A 17,172-nucleotide genomic window follows, 5' to 3' on the forward strand; every position below is an offset into this window, starting at 1 on the left:
CCATGAACCAGGCCAGCTACGACCTGGCCCGCCTCCGGACAAACGGGCTCATCACCCGCATCCCGGGCCGAAACACCTACCGCCTCGACCCAGACCGCCTCCGATTCGCGATCTTCTACACCAAGGTGCACGACCGGGTGCTGCGCCCCCTGCTCGCCGCCGACCAACCGCCGGCTCCATTCGAAATCCGTAAAGCACTGCACACCATGGATATTCACACCGAACCGTGCATCGATAACGCCAGGCTGCTGCCCACAGCAGCTTGAAACTCGAGACAACTCTCGTACACCTAGCGACCAAGGTTCGCTAGCAGGAACCCATGACTACCCGGGACTCCCATTGACTACGGCCGGCCAACTCCTTCAGCCGACCGGCAGCGCGCCCCTACCGAGGGTGCAATGTGCTCCTCCGCTTTGGCGGCCGTATCGTCTGCACCACCAGATGCGGTAGGGGGAACTTGCGCCCGCCGTCGGACCGCCGCCACGCCATCTCCTGGAAGCGCCACTCGCGGGAGACCGGTACCGGCTCACTCTAGATTGTGGCTTGTCTCAGCCGCTTCAGCCGCGTGCAGCAGCGACCGCGTCGCGCGGGTCGTCCAGGTCGCGGTTGATCGGGTCGGGGGTGATGTAGGTGGTGCCGATGGTGATGAGGGTCAGGATGCACAGGTACCCGGCGATGAATACCCACGATCCGAGTCCGGCGCCGGGGACGTCCGGTCCGCCGTCGGAGGCGACGACCGCCGCGATGATCCAGGCGCCGATCAGCGGGGCGATACCGCCGGAGAGGACCGCGGAGATCTCACGGGCCACCGACACGCCGAGGTAGCGCTGGCGGGAGCCGAACAGCTCGCACATGAATGCGCTCTGTGAGCCGAACATTCCCCAGGTTCCGATTCCGAGCGCCAAGGAGATGACGGTGATGGTCAGCACCACGCTGCCCTGGCTCAGCGCCCACCAGATCGGGAACGCGGACACCAGCTGGAAGTAGGCGAAGGCGCGGTAGGTCTTGACCCGGCCAAACCGGTCGGAGAGCTTGCCGGCGATCGGGATCACGATGGAGCCGAGGGAGGCGGCGAAGACCAGGGAGAGGGCACCGATGGGGCCCTTGATGCCGACCGCGGCGCTCGTGACGTAGGCGACCGCGAGGGCCTGGTACATCGAGGACGAGCCGTTCTCGGCCAGGCGCAGGCCGATGCCGCGCAGCAGGGACGGGCGCGAATACTCGAGCAGGTTGTGCAGCGGCCGCTCGTCGATCTGGTCGCGGACCTCGAGCTTCTTGAAGGTCGGTGACTCTTTCAGGTTGACCCGCAGGTACATCGCGACGCCGAGGATGACGACGCTGGCCAGGAACGGCACCCGCCACAGCCAGGTGTCGGTGATCTCGCTGTGGCCGCGGTAGACGAGGAAGTAGACCAGGGCCGCGGTGACGGTGCCGACCTGCACACCGAGGAACGGCAGCGAGGCGTAGAAGCCGCGCTTCTTCGGCGGGGAGTACTCGGTCATCAAGATGGAGGCACCGGCCATCTCCGCGCCGGCGCCGAGGCCCTGGACGATACGCAGCAGGATCAACAGGGCCGGGGCGAGCATGCCGACCCCGCCGGAGTACCAGTCGCCTTCGTTGCCGTGGTAGGTCGGCAGCAGGCCGATGCAGGTGCTGGCCACGCCCATCATGATGATGGTGGCCATCAGCACGAACTTGCGGCCGAGGCGGTCACCGAGCCGGCCGAAGAACACCCCGCCCAGTGGGCGGACGGCGAAACCGATGAAGTACGTGGCGAAACTCAGGACCAGCCCGGTCGAGGCATTGCTGGAGGGAAAGAACAGCGGCCCGAATACCAGCGCGGACGCGAGGCTGTAGAGGGCGAAGTCGTAGTACTCGAGGGCGCTTCCCACGGATGCGCCCCACGCTGCTTTGCGGAGGTCTTTCGTGGTGACCACCGGGATGTCCGTGTGGGCTTCGGGGTCCGCCGTGGACGGTGAGTGTGGATTGAGGGTCATGGTGTGCCAATCCGGTCGAGGATCTGCTGGGGAGCGAGGAGGGGGAGGGCTACGAGTTGGTGAAGGCCGGTGTGGTCTTGTTCTGGAATGCGGTGACGCCGATCGCGAAGTCGTTGGTCGAGGCGGTGAATCCGCTGGCGAGGGCTTCGAGGATGGCCGACGGTGCACCGGCCGCGGCCGCGTCGACGAGTTGTTTGCTGACTTGTACTGCGGCGGGGGCGCCTTCGAGGATACGGTCGACGAGCTCGTCGGTGGCCGCGCCGATGTCGTCGCGGTCGGCGACCGCGGTGAGCAGGCCCCACGCCAGGGCCGTGTCGGTGTCGAGTTGGCGGCGGGTGAAGATGAGCTCCTTGGCCCGGGCGGCGCCGATCACGTTGGTCAGCCGCGCGGTGCCGCCCCAGCCGGGGATGGTGCCGAGACTGGTTTCGGGAAGTCCGAGGCGGGCACCGGTGGCACCGACCCGAAGGTCGCAGGCGAGGGCGAGTTCGAGTCCGCCGCCGACGGCGATCCCGTCGACGACTGCGATCGTCGGCTGATGCAGCTGGGCGAGGAAGTTGAACACCCGGTGGCCCTCGGCGATCCAGCGTTTCCACATCTGGGCCGGGGTGAATTGTGCGAACTGGGTGATGTCGGCGCCGACGCAGAATGCCTTGTCGCCCGCGGTTTTCAGCAAAACTACCTGGGCGTCGGAGTTCTCGATGGCCCGCAGTTCGGTGTAGAGGTCGTCGAGCAGCTCGAGGGTGAGGGCGTTGAGCTTGCGGGGTCGGTCGATCAGGATGGTCGCGACTCGGCCGGCACGGTCCCAGTTCACGTCGATGCGGCCGACGTTCTGGTGGATCTCAGTGGTGTTCATGAATAGTCCCTCTATCGGTCGGTGCGCGGTCAGCTCTGCAGTGCCTGCATGCGCGGGTGCGCGGGCAGCGGGGTGAGGGTCAGGCCCTGGACGTGCGGGGAGAACAACTCCGGCGCCATGGTCTTCATATCCGGGTCGACGAGCAGGTCGAATTCGGACTTGTCGAGGATGTCGCGCTGCAGGTCCACGCCGGGGGCGATCTCGATGACGGTCAGTCCCTCGGGGCGCAGTTCGAGGACTGCGCGTTCGGTGACGTACAGGACCTTCTGGCCGTTGGCGAGTGCTCGCTTGCCCGAGAACGTGGGCGAGTCGACTTCCTTGACGAACTTCGTATGCGGGCCGTCGGCACGGATCTGCAGCGCGCCGCCTTCGATACCGATGTCGCGGCGGCCGGCGGTGAAGGAGCCGACGAACACGATCGACGGTGCGGCGGAGGTGATGTCGGCGAACCCGCCGACACCGGCGGTGACGTGCCGGCGCTTGGGGAGGCTGTGCACGTTGACGTTGCCGTGCTGATCGATTTCGAGGAAGGACAGCAGGGTGTGCTCGAATCCACCACCTTGCAGCAGGGTGAACTGGTCCGAGCTCTGCATGATCGCATCCGGATTCTGGGCGACACCGAAAACGAAGTCCAGCAGCGGAACACCGCCGACCGGGCCCTGCTCGATCACCCAGGACACCGCGTTGGCGAGTCCCTCCTCGACGAGGACGTGGGGAACCAGCGCGGAGACACCGAAACCGACGTTGGCGATCTCGCCGGACTGCAGCTCGGCCGCGGCGCGGCGGGCCATGATCTTCTCGAGGGTGAACGGCACCGGGGCGAGGGTGCTCAGCGGGCGACGCAGCTCACCGGAAATGGCTGGGTCGTACTGGGTTTGGGTGGTCTGCAACTGATCCGGGGCCAGCACGAGGGCGTCGACGAGGATGCCCGGCACCTGCACCGCCTGTGGGCTCAGGCTGCCGCCGTCGGCCAGGTACTTGACCTGGGCGATGACGATGCCGCCGTTGTTGTGGGCCGCGTAGGCCAGGTCGAGGGCCCCGAGCGGGGACGCCTCTTCCTCGAAGGTGAGGTTGCCGTGGGTGTCGGCGGTGGTGGCGCGGATGATCGCCACATTCGGTATTAGGGCGTCGTAGAACAGCCATTCCTGACCGTCGAATTCGTGCACGCGGACGAAGGCGTCCGGGGTGACGGTGTTCATCCGGCCGGCGCTGATCCGTGGGTCGACGAAGGTGTCGAGTCCGACCTTGGTCAGCACGCCGGGTTGTTTCGCGGCGGCCGCGCGGTGCAGCTGATACAGCACACCGGAGGGGAGGTTGTAGGCTTCGATCTCGTTGTTCTCGATCATCTGCCAGATACGGGGCGGCTCCGCTGATGAGGGGCCGGATGGATACGAACCGGCGACCACCCGAGACAGCAGACCAGGCCGGGCGATGTGGTCGATGCCCTTGATGCCCCACATGTCGCCGGCCGCGATCGGGTGCACGCTGGTCAGGTTCTTCGGGGACTGGGTCTCTTCGTAGCGCTGTCCGAGGCCGCCGAGCACCGCGTCCGGGCAGCCCAGGCCCGACGACGAGCTGACGGTGACGATGTCGCCGTCCTGGACGAGGTCGGCGGCGTGGCGGGCGGAGAGTACGCGGGGGGTGTGCATCATCTGGCTCCTAGCTGTGAAAGCGCTTACTTGTCGGTTATGGGTATAGATGTGCGGTGGGGCGGCGTCCGGAGGCGCGGAGGTGTGCCTATTGGCGGCGAGGACGCCAGGCGGCGGTGGACGCGCGCACTCGTAGCGCGGGCTCGACGAGCTGGTGACTGAACGGAGTGGCGGCAGCTGCGGTGTCGCCAGTGGCGACGGACTGGCCGATGCGTTCGAGGATCAGTTCGCCGCACTTCTCCCCGATCTTGGTGGGGAAGGTGGCAACGGTGGTCAGTGGCGGTGTGCGGTGGGCGGATCCGGCGATGTCGTCGAAGCCGCCGACGGCGATGTCGCGGCCGGGCTCGAGGCCGCGGCGGGTCAGTTCGGCGTAGACGCCGACGGCGACGATGTCGCTGTAGGCCACGATCGCGTCCGGGATCTCACCGCGGTCGAGCAGTCGGCGGGTGGCGTCGGCGCCACCGTCCGGGGTGGCCTCCCCGTAGAGGCCGTCAGTGGCGTACATGGTCATGTCGGATCCGGCGATGGCGGCGAGGAAGCCCTGCTCACGCTCGCGGCGGGCGGAGGTGTGCTGGGGGCCTCCGACCATGGCCACCGTCCGCGCGCCCATCGAACGCAGGTGGTGGCCGAGCAGGCGTCCGGCTTCGACGTTGTCGGCACCGACGTAGTCGTGGCTGAGGTCGAAGTGTCGGGCCAGCAGTACCAGCGGGATGCCGCTCGACGCGAGCAGGTCGTCGATCTCCGTCGCCTGGGTGTCGCCCGCCGGCAGCAGGATCAACCCGTCGATGCTGCGTTCGACGAGCCGGTCGAGGAGCCGCCGCTGGCGGGCCGGGTCGTCGCGGCTGTAGCCGATGAAGACGGCGTAGTTGGCGCGGTCGGCGACGTCCTCGAGGGTCATGGCGAGTTCGGCGAAGTAGGGGTTCTGCACCTCAGTGACCACCAGGCCGAGGGTCATCGACCGCGGGTTGCGGAGCATGGCGGCGTGTCGGTTATAGACGTATCCGAGGGTCTTCATCGACTCACGCACGCGGCGTGTGGTCTCCGGTGCGACGCTCGGGCTGTCGTTGAGGACGAGGGACGCCGTCGACCGGGACACGCCGGCGTGGCGACTGACGTCGGAGAGGGTGACTCGCCCCATGGCCGCGGTCCTTTCTCTCATCCTGTGTGACCTGCGATACAGACCATACACCACGACCTGGATCGATCCAAGAGCGTGTTTCACCAGTTCGTAGGATATTTCAGGCGCCGGACCGGCATCTGGCCGGTCATCTGCGGAGATAGGAATGGATCGATCCAGATCCCACTGTCAGGTTTCTGGTTGGTCGGTGTGCCGCAACCCGCCGATGAAGGCGCGGATCCACGGACGTCGGTCTAGGAATGGCCACATACTGGGGTCGACCAACTCGGTAAGCGATTTCTTGAAGTTGCGCCCCGTGCCCTCTACGGTGAGCTGGGGCGCCCGCGAAAAGCGTGGCCCCAGGCCGCGAGATCTTCGTCCACCGCGGGGAGAGATTCGCCCCGCACGGCAGCGCGGCAGCGCGGCGCTCCGCTCAGCGTGGCGAACGTAGTCACCCCCGAAGGATTCATGGGAGCAAATATGCAAACGATGAGAAGTGTTCAGGTCCGCGCCCATTCCGACGTTCTCGTCATCACCAGGGCTGGCTGGGCGTCGTGACTGCAGAGATCGTCACGATTGCGTCATTAAAAGTGGGGGATACTGCGACTCGACGGTTCGTGGTCGATGCGGATGCGGTGGATGCCTACGCCGACCTGTCGGACGACCACAATCCGATCACGATCCACGTCGACGCAAAGTATGCGGCGTCGACGCCGTTCGGAAGACGGGTTGCGCACGGGATGCTGGTGGCCGGCTATGTCCAGTCGGCACTGACCGCCCTCGTCGCTCTCGGCGGGGTCTCGAAGAGCTACACCTTCGAACTCCATGCGCCGACATTCGTGGGCTCGGTCGTCGATGCCGCGGTCACCTGCGTGGAGGTCGATCCGCATACCGGCCGTGCCTATTTCGACCTGGCGATCACGGATGTCGGCACCGGCAAGGCCGTGATCTCCGGGCGGGCCGTCGTGGCGTTCAAGAAGGCGGCGTCCACCGGCTGACGGTTTCGCGGTTTCGGCCGCACTTCTCGCTGACGAGCCCGAGCGGATATGCCCGCTGGGGCTCGTCAGCGTCCTTTGTCTACCGCGGTGGCCACTTGTGATTTTGAAATAGATTGCAGCCGAGTCTATCCCGGAGTGTCTGGTCAACCACGTCCTGATTGCGTAAGGCGGCAACTTCGGCGCACTCCCTTGACCGCCATAGTGATGTGGATTACATTAAGCGCAATCCACACTATGGATAGAGGTCCACAATATGGAAACGCCCGGAGCGCAGAGCGCGTACCGCCTTCTCGACGTCCTGACCCGAGTGTCCCTCCACCCGGAGGGGATTACCGCTAGTGACATCGCGAAGGCAACAGACCTGACCGTCCCCACGGCGCACCGACTGCTGCGCGTCCTACGTGACCGCGGCTTCGCAGTGCAGGACGCGGCCTCGGGAAAATACTCTCCCGGACCGCAGATTCAGGTACTTGCGGGCGAGAGCGTCGATCGCTACGCGCTCGAGGACCTGGGCCGGCCGCTGCTGGCAGAACTGCGCGACGTCACCACCGAGACGGTATTCATGTCGGTGCGTCGCGGCCTACGGTTGACCTACCTGGTCTGCATGGCCTCGTCACATTCCGTCCAGATGTATGGCGAACCGGGACAACTTATTCCGCTGCACGCCACTAGTCAGGGCAAGGTGATTCTCGCGTTTCTCCCGTCCGGGGTCGGCGATCGGATCATCGACCAACTGGACCTGACGCGATACACCGACTCGACCATCACCGACGCCGCCGAGCTGCATCGAGTGATGGACGACGTCCGCCGCGACGGATACGCCCTCAGCCTCGAAGAACGTGAGCTCGGAGTGCGCTCCATCGCCGCACCCGTCTTCGACGCCACCGGCGCCGTGGTCGCAGCGATCTGCGTGGGTGGCCCGATCTTCCGTGTCACCGAATCCGACCTTCGCTCACGATTCGCCGATCTCGTGCTGGACACCGCCGCGAAACTCACCACCGAACTCTCTCGAATCAGACGGCCATCCATCGGCGCCGACACACTCCTCCCCATCGACTAGCACCGAGTAGCTCTACCGCACAACATATTTGCCACTCCCACCGCTGCAACCACAGCGGTCGGACTAACACGCCTCGAGTAGGCCCCTCCGCCAGAAGGAACCCCCCATGAAGAAAACCCGTGCTCTGATTCCCGCACTTGCCTGCGCGGCGACTCTGGTTGCTGGAACGGCGTGCAGCGCGAATGTCAACAACAACGCCACTACCGCCGACACCCAGGCCGCCGACGTGGTGGTCGACGACGGCGGATGCGCCAAGAACCACGATCAGATCGCCGAGATCCAAAAGAAGCTCGCAGGCAACATCTACGGAATCGCCGCCGCGAACTCGGACAAGGAAACCAACACCAACCCCGAACCACTCGGCGCCGACGACCCGATCAAGATCACGTTTTCGATCGAAGGACTCAGCCACCCGTTCCTCGTCAAGCAGAAGCAGCTCGCCGAAGAAGCCGCCCGCAAGCTCGGTGTCGACATCAACGTCATCAGCGCCAATGACGACGTCAACCAGCAGTTCAACGACATCCAGACCGCCGTCGCACAGGGCACGGATGCGCTGATGATGATGCCCGCAAACACCGAAGGACTCAGCGCCGTCCTGTCGCAGGCCTCCACGGCCGGGGTGCCGTACTTCTTCACCCAGAAAGGCATGCTGGGAGTGAAGCCGGCCTCGCAAGTCCTGGCGCCCTACGCCACCGAAGGCCAGCAACTCGGCGAATGGGTCGTCGACCACTACGCCGGACAACAGGACATCAAGGTCGCCGTGATTTCCGGCATTCCCGGAGACGCATCGAGCGATGCGCGGGTCGGTGCGTTCATGCTTCCCCTGCTGCGGGCCTGCATGTTCGACATCGTTGCCGAGCAGCCCGGCAACTACCGTCGCGCCGATTCGGAGAAGGCCGCCCAGAACATGCTCGCCGCGAACCCGGATGTCAACCTGGTGTTCGGCGCCAACGACGAGGCGGCACTCGGCGCAGTCGCCGCATTGCAGTCCAGCGGACGGACCGGAGTCGACGTCGTCGGCGCCGACGGCGAGACCGACATGTTCACCGCAATCGAGAGCGGACAGACGCTCGCCACCGTCATCCACAAGCCCACGGCCGGGATCCTGGTCGAGGAGGTCGTCAAGTACCTTCGCGGCGAGGAGGTTCCGCAGTTCAAGGTCTTGGACGAGGAGCTGGTGACCAGGGACGGCACCGCAACCACGCAACCCGCATTCTGAGCTCGGGAGCACTCATGACAACCACCACCCCGGTACCCGGCGCGTCGAAGCCGTCGACGGCTTCAACAGACACCGCACGGACACGCCTCCTCGACGGTCACGCCGTCAAGCAACTCGCCCAGCTCGGCCCCGTGGTCGCATTGGTCCTGCTCGTTGCGTTCTTCTCGGTCCAGGCCCCGAACTTCATTACGGCCAACAACCTCACCAATGTGCTCCAGCAGGTTTCGATAACCGCGATCGCGGCCGTCGGTGCCACCGTCGTGATTCTCGTTGCCGGGATAGACCTGTCGGTCGGATCGATCGTCGCCCTGACGGGCAGCGTCGCGGCGCTGTATCTCCAGCATGCAACACTGTCGACCGGAATGTCGGCCGTCGCGGCCATCGCCATCACGCTCGTTGCTGCTATCGGCTGCGGACTGCTCAACGGTGTGCTCGTCACGGTTGCGAAAGTGCCGGCCTTCATCGCTACGCTTGCCACCCTGACGGCTCTACGCGGTATCGCCCTGCTGATCACCGACAGCTACCCGATCTCGATCAACAACTCCGCCTTTACCCAAATCGGCATCGGCAAGGTCGGTCCGATTCCCGTGCCGGTGCTCATCATGGGCGTCACCTTCGCTGTCGGATACGTGGTCCTGCACCGGCTGAAGATCGGCCGGCGCATCTACGCCGTTGGTGGCAACAAGGAAGCCGCACGCCTGTCCGGTATCCGAGTGTCACGAGTTCTGTTGTTCGCTTTCGTGTTCGCCGGATTCTGCGCCGGGGTGGCATCGCTGATCCTCGCCGCCAAGCTTTCCTCCGGGCAACCGGCCGGAAGCATCGGCTTCGAACTCGATGTCATCGCCGCAGTCGTCGTCGGCGGAACCAGCCTCTTCGGGGGGCGGGGCAGACTGGCCGGCACGTTCCTCGGCGCACTGGTCATCGCAGTCCTCGGAAACGGGTTGACCCTGATGAATGTGCCGTTCTACTGGCAGCAGATCGTCACCGGCGCCGTCGTTGTCGCCGCAGTGGTGCTCGACCGGGTCACCCGTGGGGAGCCGGGCGAATGAACGTCGACACCGCCGTCCGAACCGGATTGCTCGAAGCCCGCGGAATCTCGAAGCGTTACGCCGGCGTTGCTGCTCTCGAGGGCGTATCGATCACCCTCGGGCCCGGCATGATCCATGCCTTGATCGGCGAGAACGGTGCAGGAAAGTCGACGCTGTCGAAGATCCTGTCAGGCTTCGCGGCCCCGGACGAGGGCGAGATCCTCTTCGGCGGCGACCCGGTGTCGATCAAGAGCCCGGCGCAGGCCGCCGAGCATGGAATCGCTATCGTGCACCAAGAACTGTCGGTGATCGGTTCGGTGTCGGTGGCCGAGAACGTCCTGGTCGGCGCCGAACCGTCGCGTTGGGGCTTCGTGGATCGAAAAGCCCTGTCAGCCGAGGCATCACGCTATCTCGGCCGAGTCGGATTGACTGTCGATCCCCGGCAGGCCGCCGGCCGATTGTCGATCGCCGAACAGCAGTTGGTCGAAATTGCCCGCACCCTCGCGCTCGACGCCCGGGTCATCTTCTTCGACGAACCGACCTCGTCCCTTCCCCACGACGACTCTCGACGGCTCCTCGGGCTGCTCCGTGAACTGCGCGATGCCGGCACCGCGGTGGTCCTGATCAGCCACGATCTACCGGAAGTACTCGAATACTCCGATACCATCACCGTGTTGCGCGACGGTCGCCACATCATTACCGCTCCGACCGCCGAGTTCACCGAAGACTCGTTGATCAAGCACATGATCGGCCGCGATCTCGGCGCGCTCTATCACGGGCACACCAGCGCACCGGCGTCGTCCGTCGATCCGATCCTGACCGTTACCGAGATCCAAGCACCTGGGGTGCGAGGGGCAACCCTGCACGTCGCGCCGGGTGAGATTCTCGGTATCGGTGGGCTGGTGGGTAGTGGACGCACCGAGGTGCTACAAGCGATCTTCGGAGCAACGCGGATCACTGCGGGCATGATGATGCTCGACGGCACCGAGTACACTGCCTCGCATCCGCACGAAGCGATCGAGTGTGGGATCGGCCTCGTCCCCGAAGACCGCAAGGACCAGGGACTTCATCTCGGACTTTCGATCAGCTCCAACATCGAGTTGACCAGTCTCGCGCAGATGAGTAGCGGACCGTGGTTGCGGCGCAGACGCGGGACCAAGATCGTCGACAAGTTCTTCGGCGAACTCCGCATCAAGGCGGCGAGCGCCGCGCTGCCGGTCGGTGCCCTGTCCGGCGGCAACCAGCAGAAGGTGGCGCTCGCCAAGGTGCTGGCCACCAACCCACGTGTCCTGCTGCTCGACGAACCGACCCGTGGCATCGATGTCGGTGCGAAAGCCGAAGTGCACAGACTCATTCGCGAACTGGCAGACAACGGCATCGCGATCATCATGGTGTCTTCCGTGCTACCCGAACTTCTCGGCGCCTCGGATCGAATCGTAGTCATGCGCGGCAGACGAACAGTAGGCGAGCTCTCTCGGGCGGATGCCACCGAGGAATCGGTGATGCGAATGGCATTTCAAGGTGCGATCACATGAGCGCACCGGTGGCCGTCGTGACCGGCGCGGAGGGCGGGTTGGGCGGTGCCGTGACACGCCGCCTGCGGAAGGACGGATTCCGTCTCGTACTCGGACATCGACCGGGGACCGAACCCCTGCCACTCGAGTCTCCCGACGCAGCGGTGACGGTATCCACCGATGTGACGAAGCAGCGTGACATCGAAGCGCTGATGCCTCGGTGAAAGGGCGTGTGCGCACGTATGTGTTGCACCAGCAGCTGCTGGAGAATTTGCCGCCGCCTCCGGCACCTGTGCTCGACGTCGGCGGCGGTGCGGGTCATCAATCGTTTCCGCTCGCCCTGGCCGGTTACGACGTGACATTGCTCGACCCGTCGTCGGCGACGCTGGACAAAGCCCACCAGCGACTCCAGCGGCTGCCTGGTGAGGCCCAGCGGCGGGTGACGCTCGTGGAGGCCGACGGCGAGAACGCCGACGAGGCGGTGAAGGGGCAACGCTTCGCCGCCGTGTTGTGTCATGGCGTGCTCGGGTACCTGGAGCAGCCGGAGCCGTTGGTCGACCAGCTGTGCCGATGCGCTGCTGCCGGTGGCGTCGTCTCGATCATGACGGGCAACGCCAAGGCGATGGCGGTGCGCCCGGCCCTGGAACAGCGGTGGGACGACGCTCTGGCATCGTTCGACGCCCGGGGCGAGATCGGGGTGCTGGGAGTGCCGACTCGCGCCGACACGGTGGAGGAACTCAGCGAACTCGTGCGGAGCCGCGGCGTGGAGCCAGTGCGCTGGTATGGAGTGTGGCTGTTCGTCGACTGGCTCGATTTCAGTGGAGCCCAGTTGGACCCGAACGATTCGAAGCGGGTGGAAGCGGCGGCCGCGGTCGAACTCGAAGCCGGCCGACGAGATCCCTACCGCCAACTCAGTCGCGTCTTTCATCTGGTGGGTCGCAAAGGTCGACCATGACCCGACGCCGTGGCCGCCCCGGCAGCGATCGACCTCATGGCGTCGGCTGCCCCGGATCATTCGGCGATGAAGTGCGTCATCGTCTTGGTGACCCTCTTCAAGGAATCGACGCCGCTCCTCTCTTGCTTTCCCGCATGTGCCGTGACGCACCCCTGGACGCCGATATCGAACTGCATGCCGAGTGTGCGTCGATACTGGAATCGATGATTCAGCTGATGCGGATGAGTTTCTTGTTCACGAATTCATCGATTCCGTACTTGCCGAGTTCGCGACCGAAACCGGAGCGCTTGACGCCGCCGAACGGCAGCTCAACTCCTTCGGCACCAACGGCATTGACGAACACCATGCCCGCCTCCAGTGAGTCGGCGACACGGTGGGCCTGATCGGGGTCGGTAGTGAACACATACGAGCCGAGACCGAACGGGGTGTCGTTGGCTAGCTCGACGGCCTCTTCCTCTGAACGCACCTTGTAGACAGTCGCAACCGGCCCGAACAGTTCCTCCCGGTAGGTACGTGAGTCCCGTGACACATTCGTCAGCACGGCGGGTGGGAAGAAGGCACCCTGCCGTTCCCCTTCCGACACCAGTGTGGCGCCCTCGGCGATCGCCTGCTGTACCTGCTCGGACAGCCGGTCGGCGGCGGCGACCGACGACAGCGGCGCGAGTCCTTGTGCCGTGGCGAGCACCTCGGTGGTGAATCTGCCGACGAAGTCGTCGTAGAGGTCGTCGGCGATGATGAATCGCTTCGCGGCGTTGCAGGCTTGTCCGGTGTTCTCGAAACGACCTTCCACTGCCGCTTTTACGGTGGCGTCGAGGTCATCGGAACTGAGCACGATGAACGGATCAGAACCGCCGAGTTCCAGTACCACCTTCTTGAGGTTGCGGCCGGCGATCTCGGCGACGGCTGCACCGGCACGCTCGGATCCGGTCAATGACACGCCCTGGACCCGCGGGTCGGCGATCGCGTCGGCGATTTGCTCGTTGGTGGCGTAGACGTTGACGTAGGCGCCCTCCGGATATCCGGCGTCGGTGAAGATTTGGTTTAGTGCCGCCGCCGATTCCGGACACTGCGGTGCGTGTTTGAGCACGATGGTGTTGCCCAGTGCCAGATTCGGACCCGCGAACCGGGCGACCTGGTAGTAGGGGTAGTTCCACGGCATGATCCCGATCAGCACGCCGATCGAGTTTCGGCGGATCAGCGCGGTACCCTCACCCTCGACCAGGTCGATCGGCTCGTCGGCCAGGAACTTCTCGGCGTTGTCGGCGTAGTACTGGTAGATCGCGGCGCTGAAGTCGACTTCCCCCAACGACTGGTCCAGCGGCTTACCCATCTCCCGCTGGATGATCTTGGCCAGTTCGTCGCGGCGTTCGGTGTGTAACGCGGCGACCTTCCTGAGCAGTCCGGCGCGCTCGACCACCGTGGAGGGCCGCGACCACTCACGGTGCGCCTTCTCCGCCGCGGACAACGCCGCCTGCATCTGCTCGTCGGTCGCGGTCGGATATTCGCGCACCGTCTTTCCGGTGGCGGGGTCCACAACTGCGTACAGGCTCATGTTCACGTCTCCTCGGAAGGGTGGGGCATTCCAGTATCGCTCGCGAAGTGCGCCGGGGGTGGTTTCTCACGAGTAGATCGCCCGGTTATGTCGCGTCGACGTCGCGACCGATGGAGATGCGCCGGCCCTCGGCATGGTGGGGGAGTCGATCCACGTGTCCGCTTCGGTGGCGGACGAAGCGTCATGGCTGTCGACCGTGTCCTGAGCCTTCCGTCGGCCTCACAGGCGCCCGAGTCGCGAGGTGGGGATGGCCTGCCTCTGCAGGTCGCTTATTCGCTGGGGCCACGTAGTGAGATCGTTCACTGTTGAGCAGGCAGATGGTGTGGGGGTATAGGCTTAGTACATCGGAATGGTTGTCGCGTCGAGCGTGTCGGCTCAGGCGTTCCCGATTCGAAAGTATGCCGGCCGGTTCGCGGTCGATGCAAGGAGCGTCCATTTGATGCCAATGGCTACAGGCACGCACGCCCAGGCGCCACGCAGATCCGCACCGCGCGAACATCTCCCAGGGTGGGCACGCCGTCTTCTCGGATCCGACGCTGACACCTTCATGCCGATCGCGCCTACGGCACCATGCGGACCGCGACACATTTCGACACCGATTTCCTCGGTCGCCATCGCCCCACCCGACCGCACCCAAATACATCTGAATCAAGGAACAAATATGGCCATCGATCACGACAAGTCCGAACTCCCACTCTTTTCTGCGCAGCGAACGCTGACCCACAGCACCCCGCATCAGCCCGTCTCCGAGGCGCCGCGTACCGGTGATTCACCCACGCCGACATCCGGCGAGATCCACCGGTCACTCTTCAGCGACGGGTAGGTAGACGCTGCAACCTCGAAATCGGGACGCGAACGGGGTAACTCCGCCGCGAGTACTGCGTCAATCGGGCGGGCTGGTGGCCGAGAGTGGAGGACGCGTGGGGTGTTGTGCCGGTGTCTATTTCGCTGAACCGAACAGCTCTGCGAGTGTGTCGACGCGTGCCCGCCGGTTGTCGGGGGCGAGTCGTTGCCCGTGGGTGAGGACGGACATGCCGTGTAATGCGCTCCAGAAGAGCTCTGCTTTGGTCTCCGCGTTCCGGGTTTGGTCCCCACCGACGGCCGACACGAGGACGGTGAATGCGTCACGAAGTTCCGGCGGTGTGGATTCGTGGGCGAAGCGCACTCCCAGTTGCATCGAGAACATCGCTTCGTAGGTGGCGGGGTTCTCGGTCGCGAAGTCGAGGTAGGCGCTGATGAACTTCGTCAGACGATCGGCGTCGCCGGCCTCGTCCAGCACCTGCCGCATTATGTGTGTGAAGTCTCGGAAGCCGAGGAGCGCGACCGCGCTGACGATGCCGTCCCTGCCGTCCGGAAAGTGGCTGTAGAGCACGGGAGGGCTGTATTCGATCTCGTTGGCGAGACGGCGAGTCGTTACGGCCGGCCAGCCGTCGTTTTCGGCGATGGCGCGGGCGCAGTCGACGATCCTGCGCTCGCGATCTTGCTTTTCCCTTGCTTTGCGTTCTCGAACTCCCACGACCAAAGTCTATCACTGGTAGAGTTCCGTCCATCATTAATCTATCGATGATAGAGATACTTCAGACGGAAGGAACGGCAATGCTCGCCTGGATCGGACTCGTCATCAGCTGGATAGGGGCCCTCGGAATCATGGGGATCGGTGCGGCCTACCTTGCAAAGAACGAGAAGAATGCCGCGGGATTCGGGCTTCCCACCAACCCCGCAGCCGACGCCCGCGGCTGGTGGCAAGTGAAGGGGATCCGCGACGTCACCAGTGGTCTTCTGGTGATCGTCTTCACCTTCGCGGCCCGCGACCAACTCGCCTTGCTGGTGCTTCTACTTGCCGTGACTCCGCTCGGCGATATGTGGATCGTGCTGTCGAACGGTGGTGACCGGAAAGCCGCGTTCGCGATCCACGGTGCTACGGCAGTGGCTCTGATCGTGGCCGCTGTACTGCTGGCCGTCTGACCGAAAACGAAACCAGGAGAATGCGATGACCGACAACTGCACCGAACGAGCAGTATCCGTGTCCACTGAGCGTTGCGAGGTGGTCGGGAACGACTCGGCTTCGATGCGTTTGCTCTTCGATTCCTCGGCTACGGGCGGTTCACTCAGCTCACTGAAGGTCCGACTCCGAGCCGGAGCCGATGGCGCAGTCCCACACTTCCACAAGCGATCGTCGGGGTTGCTCTACGTCATCGACGGTGAACTACAAGTGATGGCCGGTGACCGAATCATGACCGTCGAGGCCGGGGGGATCCCTGGTGGTGCCCGAACTGATGCCACACGCATTCGGCGCGTTACCGGATTCCGCGGCTAGGGTGCCGATCGTGCTCACTCCCGGAATCGAACGGTTCGAGTACTTCCGATTGCTCGGCAGGATCCAGGCCGGGGACGCCACGCTCGACGAACTTGCGGCAGCGCAGAACGAGTTCGACAACCACTTCGTCGATGCGCCGTGGTGGTGGCGGGAACGCAACGGTGCCCGCCGTCAGGGCTAGCGGGAGTTTCCTAGATAGCTGTGGCTTCGGTGCGATTAGCGCTGGTGGGAGCTGGTTTTGGTGTGGTCGGGGTGTATTACCTAAGTTGGTGGCGGCCAGTCATCGGGTGGGTGCGTAGCGGTCGATGCCGAACAGCCGGGCCAGTTGTTCGGCGGTGTCGCTGTGGTCGGTGAGCATTCGTTGGGCGCGGGGGCGACCTTTGGTGCCGTCGTGGTAGAGCAGCACCGTTTCCTCGATGCCGGCCAGCTCGGCGAGCAACTCACGCACCGACAGATGCAGTCCGGCATCGGCGGCCTCGCGGCGCATCAGGTGCGCGACGGTCAGGGCAAGGACGCTGTAGAAGACATGGACGCGGATCTTCTGGTCGGTCCAGTGGTGCATCGGGGAGAACGAAATTACCTGGGGGTCTTTGAGTTGCCGGAACCCGGACTCGATGTCGGACTGGGATCGGTAGGCGGCGATCACGCGGGCGACCGGCCAGTCGGTGCGGTTGGTGAACAGGATCCGCTTGCCGAAGATCCGGTCCTCGAGTTGTCGGCGGGCGTGGCGGTCGGTGCGGTACCGCAACCGCAGCTCCGCCGCGGTGGTGCCGGTGAGGGTGACGGTGAGCACCTCGGCGACCCACCGCGGCGCGCAGATCTGCTCGATCTCGCGCTCCACGGCCGCCCGGTCGCGGCGGGTGCGCCCGCGGGCCAGGCGCACCTGCAGGGCGCCGAGCCGGTCGCGGGCCTT

Annotated in this window: 15 protein-coding genes and 3 pseudogenes; 11 read left to right on the forward strand and 7 right to left on the reverse strand. The window is 64.9% G+C overall.

Annotation, left to right across the window (positions count from 1 at the left end):
* Positions 1 to 266 (forward strand): annotated as a pseudogene (locus ACFWAY_RS49330) (hypothetical protein); the annotation flags it as partial.
* Positions 267 to 557: 291 nt separating this feature from the next.
* On the opposite strand, the gene ACFWAY_RS49335 reads toward ACFWAY_RS49330, so the two are convergent.
* The 4 genes from ACFWAY_RS49335 to ACFWAY_RS49350 all read right to left on the reverse strand — a co-directional run bounded on the left by ACFWAY_RS49335 (position 558) and on the right by ACFWAY_RS49350 (position 5,637).
* Positions 558 to 1,997 (reverse strand): MFS transporter, encoded by a 1,440-nt coding sequence (locus tag ACFWAY_RS49335; protein WP_378457529.1) that lies wholly within the window; start codon positions 1,995 to 1,997, stop codon positions 558 to 560.
* 49 nt (positions 1,998 to 2,046) lie between these two features.
* Positions 2,047 to 2,850, reverse strand: coding sequence for an enoyl-CoA hydratase/isomerase family protein (locus tag ACFWAY_RS49340; RefSeq protein WP_378457530.1), 804 nt, complete (start codon positions 2,848 to 2,850; stop codon positions 2,047 to 2,049).
* Between the two features lie 29 nt (positions 2,851 to 2,879).
* A complete protein-coding gene (locus tag ACFWAY_RS49345; RefSeq protein WP_378457531.1) occupies positions 2,880 to 4,502 on the reverse strand; it encodes an acyl CoA:acetate/3-ketoacid CoA transferase in 1,623 nt (540 codons plus the stop codon).
* Positions 4,503 to 4,587: 85 nt separating this feature from the next.
* Positions 4,588 to 5,637, reverse strand: coding sequence for a LacI family DNA-binding transcriptional regulator (locus tag ACFWAY_RS49350; protein ID WP_378457532.1), 1,050 nt, complete (start codon positions 5,635 to 5,637; stop codon positions 4,588 to 4,590).
* A gap of 596 nt (positions 5,638 to 6,233) precedes the next feature.
* On the opposite strand from ACFWAY_RS49350, the gene ACFWAY_RS49355 reads away from it, so the two are divergent.
* The 7 genes from ACFWAY_RS49355 (at position 6,234) to ACFWAY_RS49385 (ending at position 12,390) form a co-directional block, all read left to right on the forward strand.
* Positions 6,234 to 6,614, forward strand: coding sequence for a MaoC/PaaZ C-terminal domain-containing protein (locus ACFWAY_RS49355; RefSeq protein WP_378515918.1), 381 nt, complete (start codon positions 6,234 to 6,236; stop codon positions 6,612 to 6,614).
* A gap of 253 nt (positions 6,615 to 6,867) precedes the next feature.
* A complete protein-coding gene (locus ACFWAY_RS49360) occupies positions 6,868 to 7,674 on the forward strand; it encodes an IclR family transcriptional regulator (RefSeq protein ID WP_378457534.1) in 807 nt (268 codons plus the stop codon).
* Between the two features lie 106 nt (positions 7,675 to 7,780).
* On the forward strand, positions 7,781 to 8,893 hold the full coding sequence (locus ACFWAY_RS49365) for a substrate-binding domain-containing protein (protein ID WP_378457535.1): 1,113 nt from the start codon (positions 7,781 to 7,783) through the stop codon (positions 8,891 to 8,893).
* Positions 8,894 to 8,907: 14 nt separating this feature from the next.
* On the forward strand, positions 8,908 to 9,942 hold the full coding sequence (locus ACFWAY_RS49370; protein ID WP_378457536.1) for an ABC transporter permease: 1,035 nt from the start codon (positions 8,908 to 8,910) through the stop codon (positions 9,940 to 9,942).
* Positions 9,939 to 11,456 (forward strand): sugar ABC transporter ATP-binding protein, encoded by a 1,518-nt coding sequence (locus ACFWAY_RS49375; RefSeq protein WP_378515919.1) that lies wholly within the window; start codon positions 9,939 to 9,941, stop codon positions 11,454 to 11,456. Before ACFWAY_RS49370 ends, ACFWAY_RS49375 begins: the two co-directional genes overlap by 4 nt.
* Positions 11,453 to 11,659 carry an SDR family NAD(P)-dependent oxidoreductase gene (locus ACFWAY_RS49380; protein WP_378515920.1) on the forward strand — a complete coding sequence of 69 codons (207 nt, stop codon included), beginning with the start codon at positions 11,453 to 11,455 and terminating at the stop codon, positions 11,657 to 11,659. The genes ACFWAY_RS49375 and ACFWAY_RS49380 overlap by 4 nt, the downstream gene beginning before the upstream one ends.
* Positions 11,656 to 12,390 (forward strand): class I SAM-dependent methyltransferase, encoded by a 735-nt coding sequence (locus ACFWAY_RS49385; protein ID WP_378515921.1) that lies wholly within the window; start codon positions 11,656 to 11,658, stop codon positions 12,388 to 12,390. The genes ACFWAY_RS49380 and ACFWAY_RS49385 overlap by 4 nt, the downstream gene beginning before the upstream one ends.
* Before the next feature lie 208 nt (positions 12,391 to 12,598).
* On the opposite strand, the gene ACFWAY_RS49390 is transcribed toward ACFWAY_RS49385, so the two are convergent.
* Positions 12,599 to 13,942 (reverse strand): NAD-dependent succinate-semialdehyde dehydrogenase, encoded by a 1,344-nt coding sequence (locus ACFWAY_RS49390; RefSeq protein WP_378457540.1) that lies wholly within the window; start codon positions 13,940 to 13,942, stop codon positions 12,599 to 12,601.
* Positions 13,943 to 14,603: 661 nt separating this feature from the next.
* Between ACFWAY_RS49390 and ACFWAY_RS49395 the strand changes: the two genes are divergently transcribed.
* A complete protein-coding gene (locus ACFWAY_RS49395; protein WP_378457541.1) occupies positions 14,604 to 14,765 on the forward strand; it encodes a hypothetical protein in 162 nt (53 codons plus the stop codon).
* 117 nt (positions 14,766 to 14,882) lie between these two features.
* Here the strand turns inward: ACFWAY_RS49395 and ACFWAY_RS49400 are convergent, their stop codons facing one another.
* Positions 14,883 to 15,458, reverse strand: coding sequence for a TetR/AcrR family transcriptional regulator (locus ACFWAY_RS49400; RefSeq protein WP_378457542.1), 576 nt, complete (start codon positions 15,456 to 15,458; stop codon positions 14,883 to 14,885).
* An 80-nt stretch (positions 15,459 to 15,538) separates the two neighbouring features.
* Between ACFWAY_RS49400 and ACFWAY_RS49405 the strand changes: the two genes are divergently transcribed.
* Together ACFWAY_RS49405 and ACFWAY_RS49410 are read left to right on the forward strand one after the other, a co-directional pair.
* On the forward strand, positions 15,539 to 15,907 hold the full coding sequence (locus tag ACFWAY_RS49405; protein WP_378457543.1) for a DUF4267 domain-containing protein: 369 nt from the start codon (positions 15,539 to 15,541) through the stop codon (positions 15,905 to 15,907).
* Positions 15,908 to 16,010: 103 nt separating this feature from the next.
* Positions 16,011 to 16,440: pseudogene (locus ACFWAY_RS49410) on the forward strand (cupin domain-containing protein).
* A gap of 99 nt (positions 16,441 to 16,539) precedes the next feature.
* Here ACFWAY_RS49410 and ACFWAY_RS49415 read toward each other — a convergent pair.
* Positions 16,540 to 17,172: pseudogene (locus tag ACFWAY_RS49415) on the reverse strand (transposase); the annotation flags it as partial.

It is taken from the genome of Rhodococcus sp. NPDC059968 (assembly GCF_042738615.1).
Classification (GTDB): domain Bacteria; phylum Actinomycetota; class Actinomycetes; order Mycobacteriales; family Mycobacteriaceae; genus Rhodococcus_F.